The following is a 13496-nucleotide window of genomic DNA, read 5'->3' on the forward strand; positions in this document are numbered from 1 at the left end:
CTCAGGAACGCTTGTAGAAAGGCAGGGCGACGACGTCGACCGGCTCGTGCCGGCCGCGGACGTCCACGGCCAGCTCGGACGTGCCCTCGGGGACCGAGGCGTCCAGGTAGGCCATGGCGATCGGCTTGCCCAGCGTCGGCGACGGCGCGCCGCTGGTCACGACCCCGCACGGCGTGCCGTCCGGGCCGACGACCGCGTACCCCTTGCGGGGCGCCCTCCGTCCGCGGGCCACCAGTCCCACGAGCCTACGGCCTGCGGCGGCCTCCGCACGCGCGGCCAGCGCCGCGCGGCCGACGAAGTCCCCGTTCTTCTCGAACTTGACCACCCGGCCGAGGCCCGCGTCGAACGGGGTCGTCTCCGTGGTCAGCTCGTTGCCGTAGAGCGGCATCCCGGCCTCCAGGCGCAGGGTGTCGCGCGCGGACAGCCCGGACGGCACGACCCCCTCGACCGCGGCCAGGGTGTTCCACAGCTCCACCGCGTCGGACGCGGTGACGAACAGCTCGAAGCCGTCCTCGCCGGTGTACCCGGTGCGGGCGATCAGGGCGTCCTTCCCGGCCACGTCCGCGGGGAGGATCGCGTAGTACTTCAGCTCGGCCAGCGGGGCGCCGGTGAAACGGAGCAGGATGTCCTGCGCGTCCGGGCCCTGGAGCGCGATCAGAGCGTAGGCGTCGGAGCGGTCGTCGACCTCGGCCTCGAAGTCCTTCGCGCGCTCGACCAGGGCCTCCCGGACGACCGCGACGTTCGAGGCGTTCGCGACGACCAGGTAGGTCTCGGCGGCCAGGCGGTAGACGATCAGGTCGTCCAGGACGCCGCCGTCCCCGTCGACGATCATGGTGTAGCGGGCCTTGCCGACGGCCATCGGCGAGATGTTGCCGACCAGCGCGAAGTCCAGCGCGGCGGCGGCCTGCGGGCCGGTGAGGAAGATCTCGCCCATGTGGGAGAGGTCGAAGAGCCCGGCGCCGGTGCGGACGGCCTTGTGCTCGGCGGTCTCGCTCGCGTACCGGAGCGGCATGAGGTATCCCGCGAAGTCCACGAGGTTCGCGCCCAGAGCGGCATGGACGTCGTAGAGCGGCGTCTTCTTGGGAGTCGGATCGGCGGACATGGGTCTGGCTCCTTGGTCGCGGGGCGCGCGTGGACTCCGTCAATGGTCCCACTCGCGCACCGGGCGGCTCGGTGCCTCCCCCTCTGTCATCGGCGCCTGAGAGTTTCACCCCGTCCTCGGAGGGGGCTTTCACCTTCGGCGGAGGGCGGGAACGCCCTCGCTTTCCAGAGGTCGCCTGGTCCGCGCGGTCCGTGGGGCCTGAGAGGTTCCGGGGAGGAGTTGCTCCTTCGGCGGCCCCCGCTGGCGGCGGGAGCACTCTCCCGCGCGGGTTCAACGGCTGCCCGCAATGTATCAGCGCCCTCGACCGCGCTACCAGCCGACTTGTCGCCCTTTGTGGCGGATTTCGGCGTTCTGATTGACGGCGCCGGGCCACGACGGTTGCATGATCGGGCGTTCAGGGATCGTTCAGGCGACGAGAGGATCTCGTGATGGCGTTCAACCGGGGCCGCGTGTGGCTCGCCTCCGGCGCGGGGGCGGCGGTGGTCGCGGCGTCCGTGGCGGCGTCCGTGGCGGCGTCCGTGGCGAGGGGCGCCTGGGGGGGACGGCGGGTCCGGCACGCATGAGGCGGGGGCGGTCGCGGCGACGTCCGCTGCCGGGTTCAAGCACCCGGGCGTGCTGGTCGGCAAGCAGCAGCTCGACGCCATGCGCGGCCGCGTCAAGGCGGGCGAGCAGCCGCAGAAGAAGGCCTACGACGCGATGATCGCGAGCAAGTACGCCGATCTCACGCGGACGCCGAAGCCCCGCGCGAACGTCGAGTGCGGCTCCTCGTCCAACCCGAACCACGGGTGCACGGACGAGCGGGACGACGCGATGGCCGCCTACACCGACGCCCTCGCCTACACGGTCGGCCGCGACCAGCGGTACGCGGCCAAGGCCGTCCAGCTCATGGACGCGTGGGCGAAGGTCCTCAAGGAGCACACGAACTCCAACGCGCCGCTCCAGTCCGCCTGGGCCGCCGACGACTGGGCCCGCGCCGCCGAGATCATCAAGTACTCCCCGTACGGCGCGACATGGACGGGCCAGAAGAGGTTCGCGTCCTTCCTGCGCACCGTGTACCTGCCCGTGGTCGACAAGGACCGGCCGACCACGAACGGCAACTGGGAACTGATCATGACGGACGCGACGCTCTCCATCGCCGTCCACACCGACGACCGCGCCGCCTTCGACACGGCCGTCGCCCGCTGGCGCAGGCGCCTGCCCGAGTACGTCTACCTCAAACAGGACGGCGCGCTCCCGAAGACCCCCGCCGGGATCACCGGCAAGTCCGCCACGATCAGGTACTGGCAGGGCCAGGACACCTTCGTGGACGGCCTCGCCCAGGAGACCTGCCGCGACTTCGGGCACACCGGCTGGGCCCTGGACGCCGCCGTCCACGTCGCCGAGACCGCCCGCCTCCAGGGCCTGGACCTCTACAAGGAGGCCCGGCCCCGCCTGACCAAGGCCATGGAGTTCCATGCCCGGTACGACCTGGGCGCCAAGGCGCCGTCCTGGCTCTGCAAGGGCGCCCCCAGGACCGGCCTCGGCCCGGTCCTGGAGGTCGGCTACAACGCCTACCACCACCGCCTCGGCGTCTCACTCCCCAAGACGGGCGCCCTGGTCGCCGCCAAACGCCCGGACGGCCCCTCCTACTTCCTCGGCTGGGAGACCCTCACCCACGCCGACGCCCCCTAGCTAGAGCGGGGTGACGTAGGCGCCCGAGATGCCGCCGTCCACGAGGAACTCGGACGCGGTGACGAACGACGCGTCGTCCGAGCCGAGGAACGCGACCGCGGCCGCGATCTCCTCGGGCTCGGCGAAGCGCCCGACGGGGATGTGGACGAGGCGGCGCGCGGCCTTCTCCGGGTCCTTCGCGAACAGCTCCTGGAGCAGCGGCGTCGAGACGGGGCCGGGGCACAGCGCGTTGACGCGGATGCCCTCCCGGGCGAACTGGACGCCGAGCTCGCGCGACATCGCCAGGACGCCGCCCTTGGACGCCGTGTAGGAGATCTGCGAGGTCGCCGCGCCCATCACGGCCACGAACGACGCCGTGTTGATGATCGACCCCTTGCCCTGCTCCCGCATGTAGGGGATGACGTGCTTGCAGCACAGGTAGACGCTGGTCAGGTTGACGTCCTGGACGCGTCTCCAGGCGTCCAGGCCCGTCTCCAGGATCGAGTCGTCGTCGGGCGGGGAGATGCCCGCGTTGTTGAACGCGACGTCGATCCGCCCGTAGGCGTCGTGGGCGGCCCGGAACAGGGCCTTCACGTCGTCCTCGGACGTGACGTCGGTGCGGGCGAACAGGCCGCCGACCTCGTCGGCCGCCTTCCGGCCGCGAGGCTCGTCCAGGTCGGCGATGACGACCTTCGCGCCCTCGGAGGCGAGGCGGCGGGCGGTCGCCAGCCCGATCCCGCTGGCCCCGCCCGTGACGACGGCGACACGGTCCTCGAATCGCTGCACGTTAACCCTCCGTGGAGATGAAGACGTTCTTGGTGTCGGTGAAGGCGGCGAGGGCGTCCGGGCCGAGTTCGCGGCCGAGGCCGGACTGCTTGAAGCCGCCGAACGGGGTCCAGTAGCGGACGGACGAGTGGGAGTTGACCGACAGGTTCCCGGCCTCGACCGCCCGCGACATGCGGAAGGCGCGGCCGACGTCGCGCGTCCAGATCGAGCCGGACAGGCCGTACGGGGTGTCGTTGGCGATGCGGACGGCGTCGGCCTCGTCCTCGAAGGGGACGACGACCGCGACCGGCCCGAAGACCTCCTCGCGCCAGGCGGGCAGGTCGGTGACGCCGTCCCCGGCGAGGACGGTCGGGGCGAACCAGAACCCCTTCCCGGACGGGGCCGAGCCCCGGACGGCAACGGGGGCGCCGTCCGGGACGTAGGAGGCGACCCGCTCCCGGTGCGCGCCGGTGATCAGTGGCCCGACCTGCGTCTTCTCGTCCCGCGGGTCGCCCACCACGACGGCCTGGACGGCCGGTTCCAGCAGCTCCATGAACCGGTCGTAGACGGTCCGCTGGACGAGGACACGGGAGCGGGAGCAGCAGTCCTGCCCGGCGTTGTCGAAGACCGCGCCGGGGGCGGTGGCGGCGGCGAGCTCCAGGTCGGCGTCGGCGAAGACGATGTTGGCGCTCTTGCCGCCGAGTTCGAGGGTGAGCCGCTTGACGTTCGCGGCGCAGGCGGCCATCAGCTCCCGTCCGACGCGGGTCGAGCCGGTGAAGGCGATCTTCGCGACGTCCGGGTGGTCGGCGAGCCGCCGTCCGGCGACCGGGCCCTCGCCCGGCAGGACGGTCAGGACGTCCTCCGGAAGCCCGGCCGCGAGGGCCAGCTCACCGATGCGCAGCGCGGTCAGCGGGGTCGTCTCGGCGGGCTTGACGATCACGGTGTTACCGGCCGCGAGCGCCGGGGCGAGGCCCCAGCCGAGGATCGGCATCGGGAAGTTCCACGGGACGATCAGCCCCACGACGCCCAGCGGCTCGTGGAAGGTGACGTCCAGCCCGCCCGGCACGGGGATCTGGTGCCCGGTCAGCCGTTCGGGCGCGGCCGAGTAGTAGAGCAGCACGTCACGGAGGTTTCCGGCCTCCCAGCGGGCCTGCGTGACCGGATGCCCGGCCTCGGCCACCTCCAGGTCGGCGAGCTCCTCGACGTGCTCGTCGACCAGTTCGGCGAAGCGGCGCAGCAGCCGCGCGCGGTCGCCGGGGGACACCTCCCGCCAGCGGGCGAAAGCGCGGCGGGCCCGTTCGACGGCCGCGTCGGTGTCGGCGGCCGAGGCCATCGCCACGGACGCCACGACCTCCTCGGTCGCGGGGTTGATCAGATCCAACGCGCTCCCTCTCACAGTCGGACGCTCACGGTCGACTCCCACAGTCGGACTCTCACAGTCGGACTCTCACAGGCGCTCGAAGCCGCGGAACAGTTCCCAGTCGGTGACGGCCCGGTCGTAGGCGTCCAGTTCCACGCGGGCGTTGTTGGCGTAGTGCTCGACGACCTCCTTGCCGAACGCCTCGGCGGCCAGGGCGCTCGCCGTCCAGTCGGCGGCGGCGTCGCGCAGCGACCGGGCGACCGTGGACGCGCCGGAGGTGTAGGCGTTGCCCCGGTACGGCTCCTCCAGCGGCAGGTCGTGGTCGATGCCGTACAACCCGGCCGCGATCATCCCGGCGACGGCCAGGTAGGGGTTCACGTCGCCGCCGGGCGTCCGGTTCTCGATCCGCAGGGACGGCCCGTGCCCGACGAGCCGCAGCGCGCAGGTCCGGTTGTCCAGGCCCCACTTGATCGCGGTCGGCGCGAACGAGCCGGGCTGGTACCGCTTGTAGGAGTTGATCGTCGGCGCGTAGAGCAGGGTGAGGTCGCGCATGAGGGCCTGCTGCCCGGCGATGAACGCCCGCCCGATGTCGGACAGGCCGTGTTCGCCGTCCGGGGACGCGAGCACGGGGCGTCCGCCGGCGTCCCGTAGCGAAAGGTGGATGTGGCAGGAGTTCCCTTCGCGTTCGTTGGGCTTGGCCATGAACGTGATGGCCATGCCCTCCTGCGCGGCTATCTCCTTTGCCCCCGTCTTGTACAACGAGTGGTTGTCACACGTTGACAAGGCGTCGCTGTAGCGGAACGCGATTTCATGCTGCCCGAGGTTGCACTCGCCCTTGGCGGACTCGACGTACATGCCCGCGCCCTCCATGCCGAGCCGGATCCGCCGCAGCAGCGGCTCGACCCGGGCCCCGCCGAGCAGCGAGTAGTCCACGTTGTACTGGTTCGCCGGGGTGAGGTCGCGGTAGGCGCGGTTCCAGGCGTCCTCGTAGGTGTCGGCGTAGACGATGAACTCCAGCTCGGTGCCCGCGAACGCCGTCCAGCCGCGCTCGGCGAGCCGGCCCGCCTGGCGGCGCAGGATCTGCCGGGGGGACGCCGCGACGTCCGAGCCGTCCTCCCAGCCGAGGTCGGCGTGGACGAGCACCGCGCCGTCCTGCCAGGGGATCCGCCGCAGCGTCGCGAGGTCGGGCCGCATCACGAAGTCCCCGTACCCGCGTTCCCAGGACGACATGGCATAGCCGTCCACGGTGTTCATGTCGACGTCCACGGCGAGCAGGTAGTTGCAGCCCTCCGAGCCGTGCCCGGCGACCTCGTCCAGGAAGAACCGCGCCGACAGCCGCTTCCCCTGGAGCCGCCCCTGCATGTCCGCGATCGCGATGATCACGGTGTCGACGCGTCCGGCCGCGACCTCGTCCCGAAGCCCGTCGAGGTTCATCCGATCCCCTTGAGCTCGTTCTCGATGGCGGCGAGCTCCTCGGCGCTGCCCTGGACCTTCGGGCCCGTGAACCAGCGGCGGGCGGACAGCACCCACCAGAGGGCGGCGCCCCCGAGGACGGCGGCCAGCGCGATCGGCGCGTAGTTGAAGCTGTCGGTCGTGATCGGGTTGGACGGCGGCAGCATGAACAGGACGGAGATGACCAGCACCCAGATCACCGCGAGCGTCCCGATCGGGCGGCTCCAGCGGCCGAGGTGCCAGGGGCCGCGCTCGAACGCGTCGCCCTGCCGCAGCCGCAGGAACGTCGGGATGACGTAGGCGATGTACAGGCCGATCACCGCGATGGACGTGACGGCGAGGTAGGCGGTGATGTTCCACAGCGCGGGCAGCGCCAGGACGAACGCGCAGGTCGCGGCGAGCCAGATCGCGTTGGTGGGGGTGCGGGTGCGCGCGTTGATGCGGTGCCAGGCGGCGGAGAAGGGCAGCGCGCCGTCCCGGGAGAACGCGTAGATCATCCGGGAGTTCGCGGTGACCGAGGCCATCCCGCAGAAGAACTGCGCGCCGAACGAGATGAGGATGAGGACGTCCCCGACGGACCGCCCGGTCGCGGATGTGAAGATCTGCGCGGGCCCGTCGGCGGCGGCCTTGTCGTAGTCGCCGATCGCGAACGTCATGCCGAGCAGCAGCAGCCAGCCCGCGACGATCGAGATCAGCACCGAGTTCACGATGCCGCGCGGACCGGACCGCGCCGCGTCGTGGGTCTCCTCGGTCATGTGCGCGGACGCGTCGTACCCCGTGAGCGTGTACTGCGACAGCAGCAGGCCGATGAGCGCCGCGTAGAGGCCGTAGTGCCAGCCGGTCTGGTTCACGAACGAGGTGAACACGAACGTGGCGCTCTGGTGGTGGGACGGCTTGAACGCAAGCACCCCGATGACGACCGCGACGCCGACGACGTGCCACCACACGCTGACGGCGTTCAGCAGCGCCACCAGCCGGACGCCGAACTGGTTGAGCAGGGCGTGGATCACCAGCAGGACGGCGAACAGCAGGAAGGTGTGGCCGGGGGAGACGTGGTAGCCGAACCGGTCGTCCAGCAGGGGGTTGAGGAAGGCGGCCGAGCCGTAGACGATCCCGGCGGTCACCGCGACCTGGCCGGTGAAGTTGAACCAGCCGGTGAACCAGGACCAGGCCGCGCCGTTGCGCGGGGCGAGCTTGGCGGCCCAGTAGTAGAGGCCGCCCGCCGTCGGGTAGCTGGAGCAGACCTCGGCCATGGCGAGGGCGACCAGCAGGGTCATCACGCCGACGCCGAGCCAGCCCCAGGTGATGACGGCCGGGCCGCCGCCCTTGAGGCCGATCGTGTACGAGGTGAGGCAGCCGGTGAGCACCGAGATGATCGTGAACGAGACCGCGAAGTTGGCGAAACCGGACATGGACCGCCGCAGCTCCTGGGCGTAGCCCAGTTCGTGCAGGCGTCGTTCGTCGTCGGAGAGGGCGGGGGTGGGGGCGTGTTCGTCGAGGCTCACGGCGCCTCCTCGCAGGGGGGTTGACGCCCGTTTAACGGGCTAACGTCAGACCATTAAGTGTTTTGAGGGGCGTCCCGTCAAGAGGTTCGGGGACGCGGGACGCGCCGGTAACGTTGCGTCCCATGGAGGAGGCTGAGGAGATCGTGGCCGAGCGCACGCCGCTCAGCGAGGCGGTGTTCCGGCCGGTCCGGGCGGGCAACGCGTTCGAGGAGACCGTCGAGCGCCTGCTCCAGGCGATCAAGCTGGGCCTGGTCGACCGGGGCGACCGGCTGCCGCCCGAGCGCGAGCTGGCGCCGCTCCTCGGCGTCAGCCGGGTGACGCTGCGCGAGGCGATCCGCGTCCTCGCCCAGGAGGGGTACGTCGAGTCCCGGCGCGGACGGTCCGGCGGCACGTTCGTCACCTACCGGCGTCCCCGGCCGAGGAGCGCCGACCTGCGCCGCGCGCTGATCGCGATGGGCGACGACCTGCACGACACGCTGACCTTCCGGCTGGCCGTGGAGACCGGCGCGGCGCAGCTGGCGGCGTCCGCGGACCTGACCGGCGGGCAGCGCGACCTGCTCCGGCTCCGGCTCGCCGACCTCAACGCCGCCGGGCCGGACGACTACCGCCGCCTCGACACCCTGTTCCACCTGACCGTCGCCGAGCTGACCGGGTCGCCCACACTGGTCGCCGCCTGCGCCGACGCCCGGATGCGGATCACCGACCTGCTGAACGCGATCCCCGTCCTCGACGCCAACATCGAGCACGCGGCGTTCCAGCACGACGCGATCGCCGGGGCCGTCCTGTCCGGCGACCCGGACGCCGCGCGCCAGGCCGTCACCGAGCACCTGGACGGCACCGCCGCGCTCCTCCGCGGCTTCCTCGCCTGACCTCCCTCGCCAGGGCCTCGCCACGGGCCTCGCCACGGGTCTCCCCATGGGCTCCGGCGCGGAGCCGCAGGCCGGGGATGTCCCTACCCGGCGGGGTATGGCGTTGTACGCGGTCGGCCACGGTCATCTGACGTACCCTGGGTGGGTTGCTGGAGATCACCGGGAGGACGGGGAAGCGTGTTCTGGTTCGCGGGGGTGCTCATCCTGTTCTTCGGCCTGCTCGCGTCGATCGCCTTGCACGAGCTGGGTCACATGAGCTTCGCCAAGCTGTTCGGCGTGCGCGTGCCGCAGTTCATGGTGGGGTTCGGCCCGACGATGTGGTCGTTCCGGCGGGGCGAGACCGAGTACGGCGTCAAGTGGATCCCGCTCGGCGGCTACATCCGGATGATCGGGATGCTGCCGCCGCGCAAGGGCGACGAGCCCGGCCAGGTGCGGCAGGTGTCGACCGGGCCGTGGCAGGGGCTGATCGAGAACGCCCGCGGCGCGGCGCTGGAGGAGGTCCGGCCCGGCGACGAGGACCGGGTCTTCTACTCCAAGAAGTGGTGGCAGAAGCTGCTGATCATGTTCGGCGGCCCGGCCATGAACCTGGTCCTGGCGGTCCTGTTCTTCTCCATCCTGCTGATGGGCATCGGACGGCAGACCTCGCAGCCGGTCGTCGAGTCGGTGTCCAAGTGCGTGGTGAGCGCCGGCCAGACCGTCTCCGAGTGCCCGGCGAACGCGCCGCTCACCCCCGCCGCGCAGGCCGGGCTGAAGGCCGGTGACCGGATCACGAGCTTCGACGGTCACAAGATCACCTCGTATCCGCAGCTCCAGGGCCTGATCCGCGACTCGGCGGGCCGGACGGTGGCGATGGAGATCCGGCGCGACGGCCGGACGATCACGACCAGCACGCCGATCATCCGCAACAAGATGGTCGACCTCAAGGACATCGACAAGACCGTCGAGGTCGGCTTCCTCGGCATCACGCCCACCCAGCCGTTCGTCCGGACGGGGCCGGGCGCGGTCGCGAGCACCATGGGCGACATGACCGGGCGCACCGTCGAGGCCCTGGTGAACATGCCGCAGAAGATGGTCGGCATCTGGAAGGCCGCGTTCGGCAACGAGAAGCGCGACCCGAACGGCCCGGTCGGCGTCGTCGGCGTGAGCCGCATGGGCGGCGAGGTCGCCGCCTCCAAGGACCTGTCGACGATCCAGAAGGTCAGCGTGTTCGTCGGGCTCCTCGGCTCGCTGAACCTCGCGGTCGGCCTGTTCAACCTCATCCCGCTGCTGCCGCTCGACGGCGGCCACATGGCGGGCGCGCTGCTGGAGGCGCTGAAGAAGGGCTTCGCGCGGATCACCCGCCGCCCCGACCCCGGCTACGTGGACGTCGCGAAGGCGCTGCCCGTCACGTACGTGATGGCCGCCGTCCTCGTCGTGATGGGCGGACTCCTGATCTACGCCGACCTGGTCAACCCGATCAAGCTCAACGGCTGACCCCGGGAACGGCCACGGCCGCGCGTCCCCCTGGCGGGGGCGCGCGGCCGTCCGCGTTCTGGGGTCAGACCTCGATGGGCATCTCGCCGGTCTTGGGGAAGGTCCGCAGGGCCGCGAGGTACGGCTCGATGTCCAGGCCCTGCTCGGTCAGCCACGCGTCCGAGCAGTAGGTGTGCTGGTAGCGCTCGGCGCCGTCGCAGATCAGCGTGACGACGCTGCCGCGCTGCCCGGCGCGGAGCATCTCGGCGATCAGTTCGCACACGCCCCACATGTTGGTGCCGGTCGAGCCGCCGGTGTACCGGCCCGTCACCTCGTTCGTCCAGCGCATCGCCGCGACCGACGCCGCGTCCGGGACCTGGAGCATCCGGTCGATCACGGTCGGCAGGAACGACGGCTCGACGCGCGGACGCCCGATGCCCTCGATCCTCGAGCCGGGCGCGGTGCGGGTCATGTCGCCGTCCTGGAAGGCGCCGTAGAACGCCGAGCCCTCGGGGTCCACGACCGCGACGCGCGTCTGGAACCGCCGGTACCGGACGTACCGCCCGATCGTCGCGGACGTCCCGCCCGTCCCGGCGCCGACGACGATCCACGTCGGCTCGGGGTACCGCTCCAGCTCGAGCTGCTCGAAGATCGACGCGGCGATGTTGTTGTTCGCCCGCCAGTCGGTGGCCCGCTCGGCGTAGGTGAACTGGTCCATGAAGTGGCCGCCGGTCTCGGCCGCGAGCCGGCGCGACTCGGCGTAGATCGTGGTCGGGTCGTCCACCAGGTGGGGACGGCCCCCGTAGAACTCGATCAGCTCGATCTTCTCCGGGCTGGTCGACGCGGGCATCACCGCGACGAACGGCAGCCCGAGCAGCCGCGCGAAGTACGCCTCCGACACGGCCGTGGACCCGGACGACGCCTCGATGATCGTCGTTCCCTCCCGGATCCAGCCGTTCGCCAGCCCGTACAGGAACAACGACCGGGCGAGCCGGTGTTTCAGGGACCCGGTCGGGTGGACGGACTCGTCCTTCAGGTAGAGGTCGATGCCCCACTCGGGCGGGAGCGGGAACACGTGCAGGTGCGTGTCCGCACTGCGGTTGGCGTCGGCCTCGACCTTCCGGATCGCCTCGGCGATCCAGGCCCGGCAGACCGGGTCGACGTGGTCCACGTTGCGGCTCACGATGGCTCCCTCGGGTGTGATCTTCACTGATCATCCTGGCCCTTCACGATATCGCCGCAGATCACGGGGCATGATGGGGGATACGGGGGGTGCATGGCCGAGTTCTTCGCACGGCGGATCGTCGACACCGGGCGGCTGCCGCTGTTCTGCTTCTTCGTGGCGTTCATCGTCACGTTCGTGTTCACCCGGGTGAACGTGCGGCTGATCCGCGCGAACGTGCGCTGGTGGTTCCAGAACGTCAAGGCGGGCGACCTGCACATCCACCACGTCGTGTTCGGCGTGGTCCTGATGCTGCTGGGCGGCGTCGCCGGGTTCGCGATCCCGGAGGCGCATTCCTGGCCGAACGTCCTCGCGGCGGGCGTGTTCGGCATGGGCGCGGCCCTGGTGCTGGACGAGTTCGCGCTGATCCTGCACCTCCAGGACGTCTACTGGACGGAGAAGGGCCGCGCGTCGGTGGACGCGGTGTTCGTCGCGATCGCCGTCACCGGGCTGCTGCTGCTCGGCGTCCACCCGCTCGGCCTGACCGGGATCCAGCAGCCCGAGCCGGGCGAGGAGGTCACCCGCCCCGTCCTGCTGGTGGTGTACGTGGCGTCGGTGACGGCGAACCTGGGGCTCGCGGTGGTCGCGCTGCTCAAGGGCAAGATCTGGACGGGCCTGGTCGGGCTGTTCGTGCCCGCCGTGCTGGTGTTCGGGGCGGTCCGGGTGGCGCGCCCGGGGTCGCCGTGGTCGCGCTGGCTGTACGCGCCGGGCTCGCGGAAGTACCGGCGGGCCGTCCGGCGCGAGGAGCGGTACCGGCGGCCGGTGATCCGCGCCAAGATCTGGATCCAGGAGTTCATCGCCGGACGCCACGACCTGATCTTGCCCGAGACCCGGCGCCGCAGATCCTCCTCCCACCGCCCCGGCGACCCGAACCGCACCGACGACCCCGGCCGGACGGGCGATCCCGGCCGCACGGGCGACCCGGGCCGGACGGGCGATCCGAGCCGGACGGGCGATCCGAGCCGCACGGGGGACCCGGGCCGGACGGGTGACCCAGGGGAGTCCGGCTCGTCCGGGCGGCGGCGGGGACGGCACTCGCGCGTCGACTAGGGGGTCTCCGGGGCCAGGGACCGGACGGTGTCGATGGTGTCGGCGTCCTCGGCCTTCTTGTCGGGCCGGTAGCGCAGGACGCGGGCGAACCGCAGCGCCAGCCCGCCCGGGTAGCGGGGGCTCGTCTGGAGGCCGTCGAAGGCGATCTCGACGACGAGCTCGGGCCGGACGCGGACGGTGTAGGCGTCCTCGTCGACGGCGAGCTCGCGGAGGCGTTCGGTCTGCCAGGCGAGCAGCTCGTCCGTGAGGCCCTTGAAGGTCTTGCCGAGCATCACGAACTCGCCGGGACGCTCCGGGTCCCGCGCGCCGAGGTGCAGGTTCGACAGGAGGCCCCGGCGGCGGCCGTGGCCCCACTCGGCGGCCAGGACGACCAGGTCGAGCGTGTGCCGGGGTTTGACCTTGATCCAGCCCGCGCCGCGCCGTCCGGCGGCGTAGGGCGTGGCGGGGGACTTCACGACGACGCCCTCGTGCCCGCGCGCGACGGCGTCCGCGAAGACCGCCTCGGCCTCGGCCGGGTCGGCGGTGACCGTGCGCGGCATGAGCAGCCCGGCCGGGACGGCCCCGGCGAGCGCCGCGTGCCGTTCGGCGTCGGGCCGGTCGAGGAGGTCGGCGCCGTCCAGCCGCAGGACGTCGAACAGGAACAGCGACAGCGGGACGTGCGGGCCGTCCTTGCGGGTGCGGGTGGCGGCGCGCGAGGCGGTGATCTGGAACGGCTGGGGACGGCCGTCCTCGCGGAGCGCGATCAGCTCGCCGTCGAACACCGCGTCGCGGACGGGCAGCGCCGCCAGCGCCCCGGTGATCTCCGGCAGCCGGCCGGTGATCTCGTCGAGGGTGCGGGTGAAGACGCGGACCTCGCCCTCCCGGACGTGGATCTGGGCGCGGACGCCGTCGAGCTTCCACTCCACCGCCGCGGGCCCGTCGATCTTGGCGAGCGCCTCGGCGACCGTCGGCGCGGACGCGGCGAGCATCGGCCGCACCGGCCGCCCGACCTCCAGCGTGAACGCCCGCAGCGCCGGGACCCCGCCGCCGGCCGCCTCGTCGGCGAGGGCGGCGGTGGCGACCGGGCCGA

12 protein-coding genes and 2 riboswitches are annotated in these 13496 nt (G+C 71.8%); of the genes, 5 read left to right on the forward strand and 7 right to left on the reverse strand.

Annotated features, from left to right (window positions below):
• Nucleotide 1 precedes the first annotated feature (1 nt).
• On the reverse strand, nucleotides 2–1102 hold the full coding sequence (gene gcvT / locus EBO15_RS27400; RefSeq protein WP_122197335.1) for a glycine cleavage system aminomethyltransferase GcvT: 1101 nt from the start codon (nucleotides 1100–1102) through the stop codon (nucleotides 2–4).
• A 73-nt stretch (nucleotides 1103–1175) separates the two neighbouring features.
• Nucleotides 1176–1276, reverse strand: a riboswitch (glycine riboswitch).
• A 1-nt stretch (nucleotide 1277) separates the two neighbouring features.
• Nucleotides 1278–1375: riboswitch (glycine riboswitch) on the reverse strand.
• 155 nt (nucleotides 1376–1530) lie between these two features.
• Here gcvT and EBO15_RS46905 point away from each other — a divergent pair.
• Complete coding sequence (locus EBO15_RS46905; protein ID WP_267898437.1) at nucleotides 1531–1665, forward strand: hypothetical protein; 135 nt, start codon at nucleotides 1531–1533, stop codon at nucleotides 1663–1665.
• Between the two features lie 49 nt (nucleotides 1666–1714).
• On the forward strand, nucleotides 1715–2773 hold the full coding sequence (locus tag EBO15_RS27405; RefSeq protein ID WP_199744842.1) for an alginate lyase family protein: 1059 nt from the start codon (nucleotides 1715–1717) through the stop codon (nucleotides 2771–2773).
• Here the strand turns inward: EBO15_RS27405 and EBO15_RS27410 are convergent, their stop codons facing one another.
• The 4 genes from EBO15_RS27410 to EBO15_RS27425 all read right to left on the reverse strand — a co-directional run bounded on the left by EBO15_RS27410 (nucleotide 2774) and on the right by EBO15_RS27425 (nucleotide 7834).
• Nucleotides 2774–3538, reverse strand: coding sequence for a 3-oxoacyl-ACP reductase (locus EBO15_RS27410; protein ID WP_122197336.1), 765 nt, complete (start codon nucleotides 3536–3538; stop codon nucleotides 2774–2776).
• A 1-nt stretch (nucleotide 3539) separates the two neighbouring features.
• Nucleotides 3540–4898: an aldehyde dehydrogenase family protein gene (locus tag EBO15_RS27415; protein ID WP_122197337.1), complete on the reverse strand. Its 1359-nt coding sequence runs from the start codon at nucleotides 4896–4898 to the stop codon at nucleotides 3540–3542.
• A gap of 66 nt (nucleotides 4899–4964) precedes the next feature.
• Nucleotides 4965–6311: a glutamine synthetase family protein gene (locus EBO15_RS27420; RefSeq protein ID WP_122197338.1), complete on the reverse strand. Its 1347-nt coding sequence runs from the start codon at nucleotides 6309–6311 to the stop codon at nucleotides 4965–4967.
• Nucleotides 6308–7834 carry an amino acid permease gene (locus tag EBO15_RS27425; RefSeq protein ID WP_233616461.1) on the reverse strand — a complete coding sequence of 509 codons (1527 nt, stop codon included), beginning with the start codon at nucleotides 7832–7834 and terminating at the stop codon, nucleotides 6308–6310. The genes EBO15_RS27420 and EBO15_RS27425 overlap by 4 nt, the downstream gene beginning before the upstream one ends.
• Nucleotides 7835–7956: 122 nt before the next feature.
• Here EBO15_RS27425 and EBO15_RS27430 point away from each other — a divergent pair, with 122 nt between their 5' ends.
• Together EBO15_RS27430 and EBO15_RS27435 are read left to right on the forward strand one after the other, a co-directional pair.
• Complete coding sequence (locus tag EBO15_RS27430) at nucleotides 7957–8703, forward strand: FadR/GntR family transcriptional regulator (protein ID WP_122197339.1); 747 nt, start codon at nucleotides 7957–7959, stop codon at nucleotides 8701–8703.
• Nucleotides 8704–8880: 177 nt separating this feature from the next.
• A complete protein-coding gene (locus tag EBO15_RS27435; RefSeq protein WP_199744843.1) occupies nucleotides 8881–10176 on the forward strand; it encodes a M50 family metallopeptidase in 1296 nt (431 codons plus the stop codon).
• A gap of 64 nt (nucleotides 10177–10240) precedes the next feature.
• Here EBO15_RS27435 and cds1 read toward each other — a convergent pair whose 3' ends face one another.
• Nucleotides 10241–11338, reverse strand: a complete 1098-nt coding sequence (cds1, locus tag EBO15_RS27440; protein WP_122197347.1) for an L-cysteine desulfhydrase Cds1 — start codon at nucleotides 11336–11338, stop codon at nucleotides 10241–10243.
• 93 nt (nucleotides 11339–11431) lie between these two features.
• On the opposite strand from cds1, the gene EBO15_RS27445 reads away from it, so the two are divergent.
• Entirely contained in the window at nucleotides 11432–12427 is a 996-nt protein-coding gene (locus EBO15_RS27445) for a collagen-like triple helix repeat-containing protein (RefSeq protein ID WP_199744844.1), read from the forward strand.
• Here the strand turns inward: EBO15_RS27445 and EBO15_RS27450 are convergent.
• Nucleotides 12424–13496, reverse strand: a 1073-nt coding sequence (locus tag EBO15_RS27450; RefSeq protein WP_122197340.1) for an ATP-dependent DNA ligase, incomplete at its 5' end; no start/stop codon positions are given. The genes EBO15_RS27445 and EBO15_RS27450 overlap by 4 nt on opposite strands.

This window comes from Actinomadura harenae, from assembly GCF_003696215.1.
GTDB classification, from domain to species: domain Bacteria; phylum Actinomycetota; class Actinomycetes; order Streptosporangiales; family Streptosporangiaceae; genus Spirillospora; species Spirillospora harenae.